The sequence below is a fragment of the Candidatus Zixiibacteriota bacterium genome, assembly GCA_019038695.1.
Taxonomy (GTDB): domain Bacteria; phylum Zixibacteria; class MSB-5A5; order GN15; family FEB-12; genus B120-G9.
Map to the genome: position 1 here is coordinate 171,840 of JAHOYZ010000007.1, position 18,052 is coordinate 189,891.

Annotated in this window: 20 protein-coding genes; 5 read left to right on the top strand and 15 right to left on the bottom strand. The window is 50.0% G+C overall.

From position 1 onward, the window contains the following. Positions 1 to 127: 127 nt before the first annotated feature. The 3 genes from KOO62_02730 to KOO62_02740 are packed head-to-tail and all read right to left on the bottom strand — an operon-like array spanning position 128 to position 1,812. The gene (locus KOO62_02730) at positions 128 to 562 is read right to left on the bottom strand and encodes a GNAT family N-acetyltransferase (protein MBU8932901.1); all 435 of its coding nucleotides are present in this window, start codon (positions 560 to 562) and stop codon (positions 128 to 130) included. Further along, positions 543 to 1,223 (bottom strand): DUF116 domain-containing protein, encoded by a 681-nt coding sequence (locus KOO62_02735; GenBank protein ID MBU8932902.1) that lies wholly within the window; start codon positions 1,221 to 1,223, stop codon positions 543 to 545. The genes KOO62_02730 and KOO62_02735 overlap by 20 nt, the downstream gene beginning before the upstream one ends. Positions 1,224 to 1,269: 46 nt before the next feature. Continuing rightward, positions 1,270 to 1,812 (bottom strand): tetratricopeptide repeat protein, encoded by a 543-nt coding sequence (locus KOO62_02740; GenBank protein MBU8932903.1) that lies wholly within the window; start codon positions 1,810 to 1,812, stop codon positions 1,270 to 1,272. 242 nt (positions 1,813 to 2,054) lie between these two features. On the opposite strand from KOO62_02740, the gene KOO62_02745 reads away from it, so the two are divergent. Beyond that, positions 2,055 to 2,996, top strand: coding sequence for a hypothetical protein (locus KOO62_02745; GenBank protein ID MBU8932904.1), 942 nt, complete (start codon positions 2,055 to 2,057; stop codon positions 2,994 to 2,996). Positions 2,997 to 3,110: 114 nt separating this feature from the next. Continuing rightward, positions 3,111 to 3,389 carry a hypothetical protein gene (locus KOO62_02750; protein MBU8932905.1) on the top strand — a complete coding sequence of 93 codons (279 nt, stop codon included), beginning with the start codon at positions 3,111 to 3,113 and terminating at the stop codon, positions 3,387 to 3,389. A gap of 44 nt (positions 3,390 to 3,433) precedes the next feature. Here KOO62_02750 and KOO62_02755 read toward each other — a convergent pair whose 3' ends face one another. Continuing rightward, positions 3,434 to 4,765 (bottom strand): Y-family DNA polymerase, encoded by a 1,332-nt coding sequence (locus tag KOO62_02755; GenBank protein ID MBU8932906.1) that lies wholly within the window; start codon positions 4,763 to 4,765, stop codon positions 3,434 to 3,436. A 36-nt stretch (positions 4,766 to 4,801) separates the two neighbouring features. Further along, positions 4,802 to 5,239 (bottom strand): translesion error-prone DNA polymerase V autoproteolytic subunit, encoded by a 438-nt coding sequence (gene umuD, locus KOO62_02760; GenBank protein MBU8932907.1) that lies wholly within the window; start codon positions 5,237 to 5,239, stop codon positions 4,802 to 4,804. Positions 5,240 to 5,518: 279 nt separating this feature from the next. Between umuD and KOO62_02765 the strand changes: the two genes are divergently transcribed. Together KOO62_02765 and KOO62_02770 are read left to right on the top strand one after the other, a co-directional pair. Next, the gene (locus KOO62_02765) at positions 5,519 to 7,009 is read left to right on the top strand and encodes a hypothetical protein (GenBank protein MBU8932908.1); all 1,491 of its coding nucleotides are present in this window, start codon (positions 5,519 to 5,521) and stop codon (positions 7,007 to 7,009) included. 63 nt (positions 7,010 to 7,072) lie between these two features. After that, positions 7,073 to 7,645 carry a hypothetical protein gene (locus KOO62_02770; protein MBU8932909.1) on the top strand — a complete coding sequence of 191 codons (573 nt, stop codon included), beginning with the start codon at positions 7,073 to 7,075 and terminating at the stop codon, positions 7,643 to 7,645. A 172-nt stretch (positions 7,646 to 7,817) separates the two neighbouring features. Here the strand turns inward: KOO62_02770 and KOO62_02775 are convergent, their stop codons facing one another. The 4 genes from KOO62_02775 to KOO62_02790 all read right to left on the bottom strand — a co-directional run bounded on the left by KOO62_02775 (position 7,818) and on the right by KOO62_02790 (position 10,908). After that, positions 7,818 to 8,777: a chemotaxis protein CheV gene (locus tag KOO62_02775; protein ID MBU8932910.1), complete on the bottom strand. Its 960-nt coding sequence runs from the start codon at positions 8,775 to 8,777 to the stop codon at positions 7,818 to 7,820. A gap of 1 nt (position 8,778) precedes the next feature. Continuing rightward, positions 8,779 to 9,531, bottom strand: coding sequence for a HAMP domain-containing histidine kinase (locus KOO62_02780; GenBank protein ID MBU8932911.1), 753 nt, complete (start codon positions 9,529 to 9,531; stop codon positions 8,779 to 8,781). Between the two features lie 204 nt (positions 9,532 to 9,735). Next, positions 9,736 to 10,638, bottom strand: a complete 903-nt coding sequence (locus KOO62_02785; protein ID MBU8932912.1) for a M23 family metallopeptidase — start codon at positions 10,636 to 10,638, stop codon at positions 9,736 to 9,738. Between the two features lie 123 nt (positions 10,639 to 10,761). After that, positions 10,762 to 10,908 carry a hypothetical protein gene (locus KOO62_02790; GenBank protein MBU8932913.1) on the bottom strand — a complete coding sequence of 49 codons (147 nt, stop codon included), beginning with the start codon at positions 10,906 to 10,908 and terminating at the stop codon, positions 10,762 to 10,764. Positions 10,909 to 11,361: 453 nt separating this feature from the next. Here KOO62_02790 and KOO62_02795 point away from each other — a divergent pair, with 453 nt between their 5' ends. Then, positions 11,362 to 12,123: an SDR family NAD(P)-dependent oxidoreductase gene (locus tag KOO62_02795; protein ID MBU8932914.1), complete on the top strand. Its 762-nt coding sequence runs from the start codon at positions 11,362 to 11,364 to the stop codon at positions 12,121 to 12,123. A gap of 192 nt (positions 12,124 to 12,315) precedes the next feature. Here KOO62_02795 and KOO62_02800 read toward each other — a convergent pair whose 3' ends face one another. The 6 genes from KOO62_02800 to KOO62_02825 all read right to left on the bottom strand — a co-directional run bounded on the left by KOO62_02800 (position 12,316) and on the right by KOO62_02825 (position 18,040). Then, complete coding sequence (locus tag KOO62_02800) at positions 12,316 to 12,780, bottom strand: GNAT family N-acetyltransferase (protein ID MBU8932915.1); 465 nt, start codon at positions 12,778 to 12,780, stop codon at positions 12,316 to 12,318. After that, positions 12,777 to 13,583, bottom strand: coding sequence for a class I SAM-dependent methyltransferase (locus tag KOO62_02805; GenBank protein MBU8932916.1), 807 nt, complete (start codon positions 13,581 to 13,583; stop codon positions 12,777 to 12,779). Before KOO62_02805 ends, KOO62_02800 begins: the two co-directional genes overlap by 4 nt. 188 nt (positions 13,584 to 13,771) lie before the next feature. After that, the gene (locus KOO62_02810; protein MBU8932917.1) at positions 13,772 to 14,539 is read right to left on the bottom strand and encodes a flagellin; all 768 of its coding nucleotides are present in this window, start codon (positions 14,537 to 14,539) and stop codon (positions 13,772 to 13,774) included. A gap of 322 nt (positions 14,540 to 14,861) precedes the next feature. Beyond that, positions 14,862 to 16,121, bottom strand: a complete 1,260-nt coding sequence (gene ftsZ / locus KOO62_02815; protein MBU8932918.1) for a cell division protein FtsZ — start codon at positions 16,119 to 16,121, stop codon at positions 14,862 to 14,864. A gap of 31 nt (positions 16,122 to 16,152) precedes the next feature. Further along, on the bottom strand, positions 16,153 to 17,376 hold the full coding sequence (gene ftsA / locus KOO62_02820; protein ID MBU8932919.1) for a cell division protein FtsA: 1,224 nt from the start codon (positions 17,374 to 17,376) through the stop codon (positions 16,153 to 16,155). 1 nt (position 17,377) lies between these two features. Then, a complete protein-coding gene (locus KOO62_02825; GenBank protein ID MBU8932920.1) occupies positions 17,378 to 18,040 on the bottom strand; it encodes a hypothetical protein in 663 nt (220 codons plus the stop codon). Positions 18,041 to 18,052: the final 12 nt, after the last annotated feature.

An 18,052-nucleotide genomic window follows, 5' to 3' on the forward strand; every position in this document is an offset into this window, starting at 1 on the left:
ATTTGTCCTTTCTACATTGTTTCCTCAGATCTAACGCAAGCCTTCTCGTAATTAGGACGTAGATTTAGACAAATTGTTTGGTTATGACCTGGGATATTGACACAGGGCTAGTAGATCAGAGATCAGTCTATGTATCTTCGGATTTCCGTTTCGAGAAATAGTGAATATCCTCGCCATAGAGGTAGCCATGTTTCCGGAAGAGTGCCATTGAAGGAGTGTTGTATTCCTCGATCAGGCAGGCCATGATCTCCACCCCAAGCCCCTCCAGAAAATCTTCGCATTCAGTGATGATCTTTGACGCCAGACCCCGATGCCGATGATCGGGATCAACCGCAACCCGATTAATCCATCCCTTGCGGCCATCAAAGGTTGCCAATCCGAGCGCTATCAATCTATCATCCTCGAATAACCCGATAAACGTCGTGTCCTTCCGCGCCATTTCGATCTCAATCCGTTCGCGGGAATCACGCCCAAACGGACGGAACGGCAACCCGGCATCCCCCCAGACACGGATGAGGTCATCATAATCATCAATCGTAAGCTCACGAATGAGATGAACCATACTTTTCCTCAAGTATTGCTCGTAACCGGCTCGTAGGGAAACGGGATGCAAAGGACTCGTCGTTCCAATGATCACAACCGGTAAAACTCAGGAGCACTCCACGGGTCGGCACCCCGGCATCATCAGCCGCCCTCATTCCCGAGGCCAGCATGAGTAAACAAGCGATACCGATAACCCCAACGTCACCCATCGTCTCCGAGTAATGCTCAATCTGTTCGGCTAATTTACGTTTCGAGAATACAACTTTCGCTCCGAACGATTCGCAGAGCTTCATAATGTGATTCACCTGACAACTCTCGGAGCACAAGCGACATTCGTCGCCGTAAGGTAGGTCTTCTTTTTCACAATCCGGGTCATGCCCCGACAGACAATCCGGCAAAACGATCAATGTTTCCTTAGTGCGGTTGAATGCTTCCCGGTTCAGTTCGTCATAAATCTTGAACGCCACTGCCTCCAGCAGATATTTCTCTTTGGGTGTGCAGCGCAGGTTTTTCTCGCCGGAAGAATGATCATCTCGGGCAGCCCGCTCAATGAACTCGTCGACATTTGCAAATTCGTCGATGAACTCACTGAATCCCTTCTTAACAAATGACTCTGTGAAATTCTTGAGTTTTTTGTCAAAATCGGGACCGAGATGATAAGTGGGGTATTGCCGTTTCATTTTGGCAATATATGTTAACTTTGTCGCTCTATGAAGAAAAAAGCTACTACGGAGATGGCCGACGAACCGACTGCATGCGTGACAATCCTTCCCGAGCCGGAGTTGATTCCGGGAATAGATTCAACGCCGTACGGTAATGCAGTTCTGCTTTGGTAAACTGCCCCTGAAGTTCCAGACACTCTGCGAGGGAACGATAGATGTTACTGCGAGTGCGGGGTTCATCGGGGACCAGATCAAGAGCGAAATACAATTGCTCAATGGCTACGGCATAATTTTCCTGTCGAATCATCAAGCGGGCCAGGTAGTAATACCCGGACCAATCATCCGGCTCAACTGCAATCGCCTGCTCGAACAATCCTTGAGCCTCAGTATAACGCCCCTCGCGGAAAAGAATGAGTCCCTCGTGCAACTGTTCATCGGTCGTTGATGGAACCCGGTCAGGATCGTACTGCGTTCGGTCTTGCTGATTGACCTGAGCTTTCGGCTGAGCTTTCACTACGGTGAAGTTACGGCTACAACCGCCGGCTATCAGCATGGTAGTCAGTATAATCGCAATTGCCGTGAGCCATGAATGTTGAAATCGGTGCATAATACTCTATTATCGGAAACGGCGACCAACCCGTGAACATCACCCTCTGTGCAAAAGTTGCACACAAAACATGTGATATTGTTAAGACGTTGTTGAGTAGGTCGAAACTGTCTTCAGTTTCGACAAGAATGTCAGGACTACGCATACATACAACCGTGGAAAGTTCTTGTTTCCATCGAACTTATACGGGGGCTATTCTTTGGCAGATAAGACGGACGCGATCAACTACGGGAGCTTCGGTCATGACACACAAGTCAGTATTACTTTTGTTAGTCATTCTCTGTGTTGCCGGAAGAAGTACGTTCTGTCAATCTCTGCCAAATCCTCTTCTCGAGACCGATCACCCCACGGCTGTCTCAATCGACCACATCAAGGCACTCGGAATTGTTACTAACGGTGGGCGGAGTTGCGACAGTACCACACCTATTGATGTCTTTGCCGACCCGGACTCAACCACGAAGATAGGTACAATCGCCAATCATAGTTTTGTCAGATACGACCGGCGTTCGGAGCTTGTTGGCAAACCCTACTCTGCATCTCGGCGCGAATATGCCCTTCTTGGCGGTGAGAAATTCAGGATATATCATAATGGCATCACCGGTTGGATCGGTATCAACAATCTGATGACCTTCTCGTCTGCCTGGAGGGAAAGGCAGACAAACAGGTTTTTCGCAGTGGGGGGGAGAACCGCAGCCTGTTTGTATTCGAGCGGCCAACATGAGACCACCGTGTGTGTGGCTCTGACCATCTGGAAACATGGCAGCTATGACAACCTCTGGTGGCTAGAAGCAGTCGAATACGCCCCGGGCCCCCTATCGCTGTACGCCTGTCCCGTGATTGACGCCTTGGTCGAATTTGACAAAGACAAAATAGCTTTGCAGGTAAGCGTCAGAGGTGAGGACATGGAAGACGGTTGGGGATCGTTTGCGTTCTATCTGTATCAGGACAGCCTGCTCGTCAAGTCATTAGTGAAGGATTATAACTATAGGCGCGACCGCGACTACACCAAGCTGGATTGCGAGTTGGTCCTTGATGAGGCGGGTGAACCGGTGGTGCTGATGATTCAGCAGCACTTTATTGTCGTTATCATCGATTCGAATGTTTCCGATACCGACTACCATTCAACCCTCACCGCCACCGATACTACGGTAGTGAAACTGCTGGAGCAAACGGAGGAGCAGTAAGGGAATCCTAGGCGATAGTTTTGCTGGAAAATGATTGAATTGGACGGGCAAAATTTGGTATCTTAGATAAAAGAGACAGCTTGCACAACGAGTCACTATATAAAGGAGCGCACGATGACTAATGGTACGAGTCCGACCTTCTACAAAAATCCCGGGTTGGCTGCTATTCTGTCGTTTTTCTACATGGGATTGGGACAGATATACAACGGTCAGATCGGCAAGGGTGTGGCATTCATCGTCATGTACACAATCTCAGCATTCCTGATCATCATCCTCATAGGGCTGATCACGACCCCGATCATGTGGATATACGGGATGTATGATGCTTACCGTTCGGCAGAGAAAATCAACCAGGATATCTCCCGCCGCCACGCACCCGGCGGACCGATGTAGGGAGAAGGAATTAAGCGGAGTCCCCAGCCAGCCGACGATAAAGATTATTTTGTAATGACATTAACCAACTCGTCCCAATTACCGGTATAGCATGGGCTGCGATTACCGCATTTTCCCTTCCACGGTTGCGTTGAACCCTGGGTAGCGTACCTTAGCGTTCCCGAACCCATTTTTTTATTCACCGAGTCAATGGTCTCCATCAGCTTTCTATTGCGCTTAATATTATTATCATCGAATAGAGTTGCCTGTGCCTGATCGGCCGGTATAAGATTATCGAGCATCACTCCGGCTTTCTTATATCGGAAACCTTTCCTGAAAATACTTTCCGTTCCCCGCGTAGCATGGTGAAGCAATTGGGCAGTGTCATTGATCGCCCCTGGCAAACGAATCACTATCGAGTTATTATACTGTTTATCATTTTTACTGTAAGGATTGGTTGTTAAAAAGACGGTTAACAACCGCGCCGCCAGATTTTGTTTTCTAAGCTTGGCTGCTGCGTTGGTAATAAAAGCCGCTACGGATTCTTTCAAATCATCAAGGGATTCAACTCTACGTCCAAAAGAACGCGACGATATAATCCCTTTACGTGGTGACGAACAGGTTTCAAGTAACAAGCATGATATCCCTCTTAGTTCATAGACCAGACGTAAACCAACTACCCCCATCCGCTTGCTAATTACTTTATCATCAATATCCCGCAACTGTCTGGCATTGTTGATATTCATACCAACCAACCACTTTGTTGATTGCCGGCCTATCCCCCAGACATCTCCAACATGAACTTTTTCCAACGCTTGATCCATGTATGGTGAATCAATCAGGTTAAGCACACCGTTCACTTTGGTTGATTTCTTGGCCAGTCGATTAGCTATTTTGGCCAGCGTTTTTGTACGGGCAATACCGATTGATACCGGGATACCGGTCCATTGTTTTACTGTAGCACGAAGTGTATGAGCATATTCGACCAGGTCGTTATACCCGTGAAAACGGTCGCTGCCGCACAAGTCGAGAAACGCTTCGTCAATTGAGTAAATCTCCATTTTCGGCGTAAATTGCGCCAATGTGGCCATTACCCGTCCGGACATGTTGCCATACAGTGCATAATTGGAAGAAAATACATGGACGTTATGCTTCTCTATAACATTACGATACTTGAAAAACGGTTGTCCCATACCGATCTCCAGCGCCTTGGCTTCATTAGAGCGCGCCACAATACAACCATCATTGTTGGATAGAACCACAATAGGCTTGTTTTGCAGTTTTGGATTAAATACCCGTTCACAAGAAGCATAAAAATTGTTGCAATCCACCAGGGCAATACAATCGTTGAGAACTCTTGACGAACAAGTTATTTCCTGAGGTGCTACCTTCTCCATAATCACTTACCTGCATACCCTTGATACCTGCCATCATCACAATGAATGAATAACAACCGTTACTACTCCCCAGACTTCGAAGTCCGTTTCATCTTCAATAGGAATCGGTTTGCAATTATCGTTTTCCGGCATCAATACCAGCTGGTTGTTTCGTTTGCACAATCGCTTAACCGTCAACTCTCCGTTGACCACTGCTATGATCACCTTGTTGTCTGCCGGTTCCAAAGCGCGATCGACAATTAACATATCCCCCGAATGGATGCCGGCGCCAATCATTGAGTCCCCGGTTACTCGGACAAAAAACGTCGCTGCCGGATGCTGAATGAGATGCTTATTCAGGTCAAGCGGCCCCTCGAGATAATCATCCGCCGGCGACGGAAACCCGGCAGCTACCCGTCCGGTAAACAAGGGTACATACTTAGACGACAACCTGTCTTCAAACGGTACTTTTGAAAGTACTGTTGCTTTGGCCATTTGCTTTATCCTATGCTTTTCTATAGAAAGAAATCGTTTCCCGATTTAAATCAATCACATTTGTATTAAAAGTTGGCGACGGGCACAGCCTGTTCTTTGTAGAGTAGATTCGGTCATAAGAGCAAACGAGAATCAAAGGTTATTAGCGAAATTCTCCCCGGTTTCTGAGAAATTCGATTCTCACATTACCCAACTTTCCACTTGAACCCGTATATCAGAATGGCGTATATTCCGTGAAAATCAGTAGTATCTGAAAGCGGTTTCACAATCTTGAGAATTATGAACAGACCTTATTGCATTCCAACCTTCGCACTATTGCTTATGGTAGTGCTCACCATCGGCTGCGCTGACAACAGTGCGGTCAGCCTGCGATACTCAGTTGAAAAGAAACTTCACCGGGCCGAAAGAGCGCTCGAAAAATCCAACATCAAACCGGAGCTTGTCACCCCCGAAGCCAGCGCTGAAATCCGGCAACTTTATGCCGAAGCGGCTGATCTTGGCGTAATTGCCCTGGATTCGATTGATCAGAAACGATTCCCTGTCGAGTACCGTGAGCTACAACACCTGGCCTTCCAGGCCACCGGCCAGCTGGCTCGGATGTACTATTATGACCGGCAGTTTACCAAGGCAATCACGGCTCTGGAGCGCCTTCTGAGCATCACCGATCTTCAACCACTATACATTCTTGCCACTCAGATCAATCTTGGTCGTTCGCTGCAGGCTTCGAGACAATGGGATTCGGCGCTGGCGGTCTATGATATGGCACTTGAGGGACACTACCCTCCCATCGATGAAACCGGTGATGTTCTTTTGACCCTGCTAAACCTTCCGACTCATATCCATCGCATCGAACATCTCGCCGGTGACTCGGTCGCAGCAGCCGAACGACTCGCATGGGCGCTTGAGTACTATGGCAACCTGGTAGAAACTTTCCCGGAAGCCAATCTGAAGGCAGCCGCGCATGGCAATCTGGCTCGTCTCTATGACCAAACCGGTCAGTGGCAGAAGGAAATCGATCAGCTGTACCTTCTGCTCGACTCTACCTCTTCCGCATATGCTACCATACGGATCAAGATTGCGGACCTGTACGGCATCAGGCTCAGGCAATTCTCGCAAGCTACTGAACTGTACAATGAACTTGCAACCGAACTGGAGGGAACTGATTCCGTCCTCTATGCCATAGTACAGCATAAGATAGCGGCGGTGAAGATGGAGCAGGGCAGATATTCCGAGGCTCGTCAGATTGGCACTAAGTTGAAAAGGAACTATCGCTGGTATTTCGACACTAGTCCGTTGACTCAATACCTCATAGCCCGATCGTTCGAATTAGAGGACAACTGGAATCGGGCCGAAATCGAGTACAATTATCTTATCGAAAACTATCGCGGCTCAGATGAAGCTCTAGCCGCTTTCCTGTATGTGGCTGAATACCTTGAGAATGCGGGTCGAAAAGCTGAGGCGGAGCGCAAGTTTGAGGATGCCGAAAAATACTATCAGCAAGTTGCCGCCACCTCTTCGGGAACAATTGTCGAGGCCAAGGCACTGGCCTATCAGGCTGATCTGTTTGCCAGACAGGAAGACTGGCCTAAGACCGCCAAGCTATTTTTGCATCTGTTCGAGCGTTTCCCCGAGACCGAGACCGGACGGCGGGCTTTGCTACGAGCGTCAGGTATTTACAAGCACAAACTGGGTGATGTTGTCACTGCCGATTCGCTCATAGATATCTTCCGAGCGTCCATCGCCGAGATCACCGGTACTCAGGAAAAGTAGAACCTTCACCGACACAAACTGTAGAAGCAATAGAGAAACTAAGAACAATCGCCAGGAGGAAACATGAAGCGATTTCTATGGATACTTGGAGTTCTAACCATCTTAATCCTGCCATCAATATCTTCGGCCCAGGTTGATCATTTTGGTGTCGTGGATACAATCTATGCCGATGTTGCCAAAATCAACGACGCTAATTGGTCAATAACGATCAATTACACAAACGATGAAGCCATATTGGGTTTGTCCGTGCCGCTGAAACTAACGGCCGGTGCAGTGAAGATTGTGGCCGACTCAGCAGTGTACGTGGGCGGCCGAGTGGAGCACTTCGCATATAAGAGCTTTCGCCCCGACACCGTCATTCAATGTGTCACGCTTGGCATGATTGCCAATCTGGGACCAACTAAGAACGTGTTGGCCGCCGGACGAGGGCGACTGGCAACAATCTTTGTATCTTCCCTTGGTGGCAAGACTATTGAGAAGCTTGGTGTTGATACAACCACTACCTCGCCGAACAATTCATTGATGGTGATCGCTGACCGCAAAGAGCTGGAAGCACTCGGAAACGACTCGATCCCGGCTCATTTGGATCAGCGCGGCAGCATCTACCCAGCGTTTAAGGTTCTGTACGCTAAGTAATAATACTTAAAGATTCCGAACAGACCTGTATTTCAAGAGAAGGCCCGGCTGTTAGCCGGGCCTTGTTTTTGTTCATTCAATACCGGGAACAATCTTGGTCAACTATAGAAAATGCCGACCTTTCGGCCGGCATTCCCCGCATTCACACGACTGTTAACGTGTAACAACAATTCTATTCAATAGGAACCGTCTCCTGGGATACCGGCACTCTCACCTTATCAAAGCCCGCCTCGGTGCGGTCGAGCTTTTCGCCTCGAATCAGTTTGTCAGCCGTCTGCAGAAGCAGATCGAGATTAAGTTTGGTTATGTGTGCATCGGCCTCAAGAAACTCAGCCCGCGCTTTCATGCCAATATCACCGATTGACGAATAGACTATTACGGGCGTTTCGGGTCTGTCCGACTGACGAATTCTCAAGGTCATGGCCAGCCCGTCCATCTGGGGCATCTCAACATCACAGACAACCAGATCGAACTTTGCTTGCTGAAAGACTTCCCAGCCCCGAGCTCCATCGGGTGCAGTCTGCACTTCGCACTCCAGATCGGTAAACTCGGTTACCAACATCGTACGAACGGCAGGAGAATCCTCAGCTATGAGAATGCGCTTGCCGCGCAAATCGACTTCCACGCTGCGAGCAGCTATATCCTGAACGCCCAGATGCGGACAGAGGTCCATCAGAATCGTCTCGTAGTCCAGCAATTGAATCATCTGGCGTTCAGTAGGGCGGACAATACCGATCGTGTAGCGTTGTTTAATGCCACTGAAAACATCATTAGCGTCAATGACATCTTCCCACTTGAAGTGATGTAGCCAATCGATGCCATCGACCCAAAAACCGGTCTGGATTCCAAAAAACTCGGTCACGATGACCTTGCTATGCTTGGTGTTTTCGTTGGTTATCCCCAGGAAGGCGGACAGATCGACTACCGGAATCAACTGGTCCATGTCTTTGAACACACCTTGTACGGCCGGATGAGACTCAGGCATTTGCGTAAATTCATTCAAATGCGAAACGATCTTACTGACCTTGAGAATGTTGATCCCGAAAGCTAACCCGCTGGCGTTATATTCCAGGACTCGCAGTTCATTTGATCCCGATTTCAGATATGATTCGGCATCCATTTTCTCGGTCATCTTATTTCTCCTCAACCATTTGTAATTTCACTGAAAAGACTGCACCGCCATCCGGGTGATTGTCAGCCATCACTGTACCCTTCATACCGGTTGCGGCCAGCATACAAAAATATAGACCCAGACCAACTCCTCGGTGTTTTCCGGCCGCTCTCATGTTGATCTGGCCAAATTTCTCAAACAGAACACCAGGCTCGATATCATCAAACCCTGGACCAGAATCTTTAACGTGAATGTAGAAAGATGCCTTTCCCACCGATGTGTAGATCGTGATCTCACCGCCGGTGGGCGTGTGACGTAGACCATTATAAATGAAATTATCAAGAGTCCTTGCGAGCAAACCGGCATCGGCCTTTATCAGGGGACTGTCACCATCTCGGTTGACACTGACGCTAACATCATTTTCGGCCGCCGCTCCTTGCGCCAGACTAGCTACTTCATCAATGATTACATCCGGATCCAATTCGGTCATATTGACCGGCAAACCAACACTTCCAGACCTGGCTACGGCAAGAATATCGTAGACAATCGTCTCTGCCCGGTGCATTGCCACCTTGCTGGAAGAGACCAATTCACGATGTGTCGCCTTCTCAGGATTGTACTTCCCCTCATCAAGGAGCTTCAGGATGTACTTCATGGAGGCCAACGGAGGTTCAAGATCGTGAATAAACAACGAAAATACTTCAAGCCATTTATCAGCCTCGTGGCCTTCGGTTACTAGACCCGGTGCGTCCTTATCATCTATTAATACTCCCATCGATCTCCTCTAATGGTCCCCTATCCTGCGCATGGCAGAAGGCGCCCTTCCTTTCATATTAGTATCGTCAGACGGTCACGATTTGGTTAGCCACTATGAGGGCAGATATTTGGTCAAACACAGCTTGATTGGTATTGGGATCGGGGATCAAAAAAACCGCCCTGAAATAGGGCGGTTATCTTTTTCGGCCAAGCAATAAGATACTTACATGTCGTTCAGGATATGTCGGTAGGGATTGATGGACTTGCCGTTGCGAATAACCTCGTAATGCAGATGAGGACCAGTGGAGTAACCAGTCGAACCCATCAATCCAATGACATCGCCACGCTTGACTTGTTGCCCGCGTTTGACCTTATATTCAGACAAGTGAGCATAACGGGATACAAACCCGTAGCCATGGTCAATCACAATTGTCTTGCCCATACCGCCGTTCTTCCGCACCGATGATACTCTCCCGTCAGCGGATGCCACTATCGGCGTACCGGTGTGGTTGGCGATATCCAGACCTCTATGCATCTGCTTAATACCTGTGAACGGGTCCGCCTTCATACCGTAGCTGCGAGATATCCAGCCCCTGGAGGGCCAGATGGAAGGCGTATGATCGAGGCGATCTTTGACCGATAACATCGAAGATTCTACTTCGGCATACTTCTCAAGCTCAAACTGCGATAACCGTAGAAGATGATCAACTTCCACTTCGGTTTCGAGAGCCTCTACCTCCACTTCCGAACGTGTCACCAATTCCGGCGAGGTAGGACCACCTATTCCCAGTTGTCTCTGCTGCAAATCAATTTCGGGAAGATCGAACAGGGAACGGATACGGATCTCTTTCTGGACTAACTCCTCGTAGCGCTTCTCAACCTCGGCCATATGCCAGCGCATCTGCTCGAACCCCTCCTGCAGCGATCGGTTCTCAGCCTGCAACGCTTCCAGCTCCTTGCTATCCACACGGTTTGAGAAATAACCGGATGAAGCAAAGAAACTGCCCAGCACAAGCAGGACAACCACCAGAGCACAACCATAAATCAAAACGACAGGGAGACGCACCTGTTTTAGTGCCCCCTCCGAGCCGGGGATAAGCATTACTGTCAATTTCTTCTTTAACAAACCAAATACTCTTTCAAAATACGTTCAAATCAGTAAAACAACTTCGGGCAGCCAACATGACCACCACATTGGGGCCTAACGTATTCCTCGGCCTGCCCCTTGTCAAGTTTTATCGCAGTCATCTCACTTAATGAGCACGTACTCTCTTTTCAGTACCTTATCAACAATCCTGGCCAGCTTGTCGGACTGTAACATCTGCAAACTATACAGATGCCAGTACATCTTCTTAGGTAACCCCGGACGGGGGCGGTTAATCTTTTTACTACTCATCAGTTGCTACCTCCAGGCGGTCTCTGTCCACCCGTAAGAGGCCTCAACTATTGCTCCCATTATCGGGTGGATCGGCGTAAAAATTAAGGCTATTTCACTGGAACAGCTCAATGCACGTCCTATGCCGGATATCAGCAGGATTATATGAGCTTTTCTCGTCCCGTATGCTATTGTATAACAACAACATAACATCACCCTTCCGCAAGTTGTCGGGTAACTAAGGGTAACATTATGACCAATTCTGCAGGGTCAATCCATCATTTGCCCTGCTAACTCCAATTGTCGTACCCTCTTCCTTGTTCCCTCAGGATTGTTCGAGAACTATGCAGGTGTGCACGATTCCTGCTGTTACCATCCCCCCGCAAGTTGACAGCCCCGCCAGTTGACGATCACACTGTGATTGTTTAGATTTGTCAAAAGAAACAATACTCGCTCATTGACAACAGGAGGCCTATGTCAACTCTGAAAGATAAAGTAGTAATGATCACCGGCGCTTCGGCCGGTATCGGTAAAGCGTGCGCCCGGAAATTCGCCGAGCAGGGAGCTAAGCTTGTTCTGGTAGCACGTCGTCTGGATCGTCTGGAGCAATTGCAGAAGAAACTCGACACAGACTGCTGTCTGCTCGAATTGGATATCCGCGACCATCAGGCGGTCGAGTTGGCGATTAGTGGGCTGGCTGATCCTTGGAACGAAATCGACGTGCTTGTCAATAATGCCGGTCTCGGACGTGGACTGGACAAAATACAGGATGGCGATATTGGCGGTTGGAATGAGATGATCGACACCAACGTCAAAGGTCTGCTTCATGTTTCCCGGGCGGTGCTGCCGGGGATGGTCGTTCGTGAACGGGGGCATGTTATCAATATCGGGTCCATCGCCGGCCATCAGGTGTACCCCGGGGGGAATGTTTATTGCGCGACTAAACATGCCGTCGATGCGATCACGAAGGGGATGCGGATTGATCTGGTTGACACGCCGATCAGGGTTTCGACGGTTGATCCCGGTTTAGTGGAAACAGAGTTTGCGACGGTTCGCTTTGACGGAGACAAGGAACGAGCCGCGCAGACGTACCAGGGTTATCAGCCGTTGACCGGAGACGACATTGCGGAGGCGGTGGTATGGACAGCCGACCGACCTGCTCATGTTCAGATTGGCGAGATTGTCATCTATCCTACTGCCCAGGCTTCGGCGATGGTGCTGAATAAGAAGGGGTGAGGGGAGGGCGATGGGTGCCATGCTAACTTCTTGGTGGCCCACAGCTTGCTGTGGGATCCATGGCTCTGTTGAGTCTTCAGTAGGGCAGGAGCGCTAAGGGCTCCTGCCCTACCAAAGACTGGGGACATATTTCGAACTATCGAAGTGGCGGAACCACCAAGGGGTTCCGCCCTACAAGACGGTTGGACAGGCTCAGTCCTTCACCTTGCATATCCATTCGATTTCGCCGTCATAGACAATGCCCGTATCGACGAAACCCAGGCTTGCATAAAGACCAGAAGCTGGATCGTTGCCGGGGACAATCGTTACGCCGATCTGGATGCATTGCGGAAAGGTTGTCTTGATATAAGTCATCGCGGCGATCATAGTCGCCCGGCCATACCCTTTGCCCTGACACGATTTGTCGATCACAAGACCGTTGATCCAGTAGTCACGATCACTGGACGCCGAACAGGTGATAGATAAGAAACCAACTAGTTGGTCTCCATCATATGCAGCAAGGGGGTAATACCCCCGACGGGGAGCTTCCGGTTTGATATACGCCTCGGCCAGCGACCACGCCGTCGATGGCACCAGTTCCTCCTGCTCGGGATGAACACTCAGAGCGATAACATCAAGCCAGTTGTCGGCGTCGACCGGTCGTAGATCAATCGTCATGATTTCTCCCCTATGAGCATGTAGCACAATGGTACTTTCTTTTCTTTCTCAATCGGTCCGAACGTCCCGTCGATGTCGTGTTCGTATTCAAGAAGTTCCTTGATAGCGATTCCACTGCGGATGATCGGATTGATGATATCCGACACCTTTTGGGTGTAACAGTAAGAAGTTTTGGCATCATACCTTGTGCCACCGACATAGTCGATACCGTCATTGGTGACCCACGGGTCGGTACGAAAATAGGAATAGGCGACCTGAAGCGGATTGTTCAGATCAAACTCAGGTTCATCTTCGGCAGGAAAACAATAGAGGAACGGATGAGTTTCGTAGATCAACAATTTGCCACCCGGTTTGAGTATTCGTGCTACGGCCATGAAAAACAGATCCAGATCAGGCAACCAGACCAACGCCCCGATGGAAATGTAGACCAGATCGAAAGAACCGTTGTATACCTCTCCTATGTCATAAACATCTGTGCGAACAAATGAACAATCTACTCTCGCAATCTCACCAAGTTCCTTCGCCTCTTCGATGGCATTATCGGAAATGTCGAATCCCACGCCCGATTTCGCCCCGAGATTCACCATTGAGATGACCTCGCGACCGTTGTTGCACGAAGTTTGAGCGACAGCTTTGCCCTCCAGATTCAGCTCGCGCAATTTGGTGATTATGTGTTCATCAAGAGTAGAGAACCCCGATTTGCCAAAAGCCTTTTTCAGTTCGTCTTTGCGAGCTTCCCGATGCTTGACCGTAGCTTCGTTCCAGGCCAGGCGGTTGGCCTGTGCGATTTCTTGTCGATCCACAGCGTCTCCTTGAATAACTAATTTATTCTGTCTTTCGTATACGTCAAGTTCGGGTTCTTTGCAATCGTTTTGTTGACAGAAGCCTGGAACTCTGAAGGTAAAAGAAAAACCGCCGGGTAGGGAGACCCGACGGCATTCACAAGGAGCTCGGCAATCCATGCCATTGTACAAGGAGGTTGAGGTGGAGACTATTGTCCGAACAGCTTCAGAACCGAACTGGCGCCGATATTAGAATGGGCCAGAAGCATAACACTCGCTTTGAGTTTGAATGACTCCGCTATGAAATTGGTATACTCAGCGGCATAGTCAGCATCACGCAAATTGCTTTCGGCTGAGATCAGGTTTGACTTCGTTACTTCAAGCGAGGCTCGCCGGGATTCGAGATCGTTGGCCTGGATAGCACCGAGACTGACCTGGACCTGGTCAACTTCGGCAATGGCCGCATCTATCATTGCAATCGAATCTTCAGCAGCTTCGGCTGTTGACAGATCAATGTCATCAAGTGTGCTTACAGCCGCCAATGAACCTTCAGATCCGTCTAATATGTTTTTGCCATTGTACTCGGCTGTATTGATAGCGTGATTGTAACCGGCCGTTGTCGCTACCGCAGCGGCCTCGTAGGCCGCCTGTGCTGCATCGCTGTTGCCGCCTTCATTGGCTGCCCCGATCGCCAGGGTGCGCAACTCGGTCAATTTGGATCGAAGTTGCCCGACACTCGATGACGCGTACTGGTAACGATTGATATTGGCTGAGACGTTCTCTATCTCCTGATTGAGACCAGCAATCTGCGAACGTAACTGTTCCGAAATAACCAAATCTGCCGGTCCGTCTGAAGCTCGATTGATCCTTATACCCGAAGACAGGCGTTCCAGTGACTGAAACATCTTTGAGCGACTCTTGCTAATACCTTGAAAGAGACTCATCGCGCCCAGGTTTGTATTGATACTAAAAGCCATAGAACTCTCCCGCCCCAGCCAGGGGCTATTTAGGTCAGGCATGAGTAGAGCATCGTTGGTGCCAATCGAGCAAGAAACATAACTCCGGCATTGATAATGCATTACGCTGCGTGATAAATTGAGCCCACGACTACTACTTGTCAATTCTATGGTATGATCCCCACACCCTGTTGCACTTGGCGGACAGTTCACCAAATAGATCCAGAACATAAAAAATGCCGCCGGTAGGGTAGTTTACCCGGCGACACTGTGGAGGAACCAAACAGCAGATTTCGTCTGCTTTATGGGTATTTGTATCTATTCATCAACTTCCAATTGGCTATCAGGAATCCCCCAATCTACGGATGTAGGCTGGAATAGTCCGGTCGGTTTCGGTGAACAATGGAACTCGGCTGGGTCCGTTACCGTGGTTGCCATTACCGTTGCCCGGTACTGTTTCCTCGGCTCCGACGAGAGCCACTTCCGGCTCGGCCTCGACGGGAGGTTGATCGACCGTAGTCTTTTGTTCCTGCCACACCTCGCGTTCAGGGAAAAGCGACATCGGTTTGTTATTAACGGGCCGGGGAGTCTCTTCCTTTTTCGTTTCTTCGATACCAGCCTTTGCTCCGGTTTTTCCAAATCCGGTAGCGATTACAGTCACTCGCATCTGGTCATCCATTTCAGGATCGATAACCGCTCCGAAGATAATGTTTGCATCGTTGCCGGCAGCTTCATAAACCAGCGAAGTAGCTGTGTTAACATCAAAGAGCGTCATGTCCTCGCCACCGGTGACATTAATGAGCACACCCCTGGCCCCACTGATGGAAACATCGCCCAATAGCGGTGACGAGATTGCCTCCTGGGCAGCATCAATTGCTTTCTCTTCGCCCTGGCCATAACCGGTGCCCATGAGCGCATCGCCGCGCTCCAGCATAACGGTGCGGACATCGGCAAAGTCACAGTTAATCAACCCGGGGATGGTTATCAGGTCGGAGATGCCCTTGGTTGCCTGGTGCAGAATTTCATCGGCTGTGGCAAAGGCCTGAGTAAGCGTAGTCTTCTTGTCGACGATCTTGAGTAACCGCTCATTGGGAATGGTGATGAGAGTATCCACATGGACACGAAGCTCTTCGAGCCCTTGCTCGGCCCGCTTGATACGCTGGGCTCCCTCGAAACGGAACGGCGTCGTCACGATGGCAACAGTTAGCGCACCAGCCTTCCGTGCGTATTCCGCCATCACCGGGGCGGCACCGGTACCGGTTCCGCCACCCATGCCAGCGGTGATAAATACTAAATTGGGATTGCCGAGCACTTCGATGACCTGCTCACGGCTCTCCGTAAGAGCCGCCTTGCCAACCTCAGGATTGGCACCAGCCCCCAGTCCGCCTGTCAGACTGCTGCCAATCTGGACTTTCTTGTCAGCCCGGTTCTGGTCCAGCACCTGTGCATCGGTATTGACGACAATGAACTCGACGCCTTTAAGGCTGGCATCAATCATTCGGTTGATGGCGTTACCGCCACCTCCCCCAACTCCAACAACCTTGATGTTGGCGTAGCCGATGTAGTCATCGGAAAAGCTGAAAGAGTGCTTTTGATCAGTCATCTTGGTCCCTCCTTGGACATCTTATCTCAAATCAAAATTTCTTTGTTATCCATTGCTCGAACTTCCGAAGCAAGCGTCGCATTCTTCCCGATCCTCCACCCTTCATTGGTTCGTTATTGAAACCATACAAAGCCAACCCAAGGGCAGTGGCATGGCTAATCGTGTTCAGGCTGTCGGGAATATGTTCGTAGTATTTGACCTCCCCCCGCTGGGCCGGCATATCCATCATTTGCTCCGCCAGCTCAACAGTCCCGGCCAGCAACGCCCCGCCACCGGAAAGGACCAGTCCTCCAGTCAACATCTCCCCCGCATTGGCTCGTTTGATTTCGCGCACGGCCAGCGACAGAATCTCTTCGACTCGCGGCTCGACAATGGATGCCAGCACATGCCGGGATATTTCGCGGGGTCCACGTCCTCCAGCCGATTCTACCATAACCATTTCTTCCGGATTGACCAGCGAAGCCAGCGCCGCTCCATAATTGATCTTAAGCTTCTCAGCCTGCTCAATTGTAGCTCGCAACCCAATGGCAACATCATTAGTGATGTTCTTACTCCCCAGGGGAATCACCGCTGTATGCCGGATAGCCCCGTCAAAGAATACTGAAATGCCGGTCAATTCGGCGCCGATATCAACGATCACCACGCCATAGTCTATCTGCTCATCGGTGAGCAAGGTCTCTTCCAACGCCAACGACTCCAGCACGATATTATCGACATCAAGATGACACCGCTCGAAGGCGCGATAGATGTTACGAGCGGTGGCGATAGACGCGGTGACGAGATGCGCCTCCACCTCAAGGCGAACGCCCGACATCCCTATGGGGTCTTTGATTCCCCGTTGATCATCAACTGAGAACTCCTGGGGAATGACATGGATAATCTCACGATCAACAGGAATAGCAACGGACCGCGCCGCCTCCAAAGCCTTATCAACATCGGCCTGCGTAATCTCATTGTCAGTGCGGCTGACCGCAACCACGCCGTGGCTGTTAATGGAACGAATGTGCTCCCCGGCAATACCGACAGTCACCCTGTCGATCTCGGTCCCGGACACAAGCGCGGCATCTGCAACGGCCTTTTTAATCGAAGCCACGGTCTTGTCCATATCAACCACCACTCCACGGCGGACACCTTCAGAGGGATGGCTTCCGTGGCCGATCACATAGACTTTTCCATCAGCATCCATCTCCGCAACCAACACAACAATGTCGGATGTGCCCAAATCTACGGCGGCTGTGATATTTTCGATAGCCATCCTACCGATCTCCCCGGGAACAAATGATCATATTGTCGTAGCGCAGATCGAAGCATTTCGCATCGTTAAGGTCTGCATCGTAGGACATTATGAATTCAACAAAACGCTGCATATCATCGACCATGACCCGCGCTCGCACCTTCAAATGAAAGGATAGTCCAGAGACAACCAGGCGCAGGAAACCGGAATCCGAAAAATCAATTTCGTCAATCAGACGGTAAACGTCGATCCGCTCCCGGCGAAGCGTTTCAAGTTCGTCAATAACCACACTCACCCGCGCATCAGTACACGTCGAATAGAGACTCCCCGTTTCAACGCCGGTGAGAACCGGACGTTCCCAATCTGGTTCATATCCACTCAGGCGGATCAGGCGCCCCTCGATATTTAATCCAAACAACTTGCCGGATGACTGTCCAACAACAAAACAGACCGGTTCGAAGGCGTTGGTACGAATGTCCAGCTCATGCGGCAGGCGGTAGGCTATGTCAACCTTGAAGACGCCATCATTGTCCAGCAGAGCCTTCGCCAGACTATCTATCGGTTGACGGATTATAGGCTTCTCCCCATCAAGGGCAAACCGGCTAGCCCATTCTTCTACAGCCATCCCGTCAAGCGTTGCTCCCTGCAAACGGCAGGCATCGGTGAAATTCACTATTAAAATCATCGTTAGCCCGGC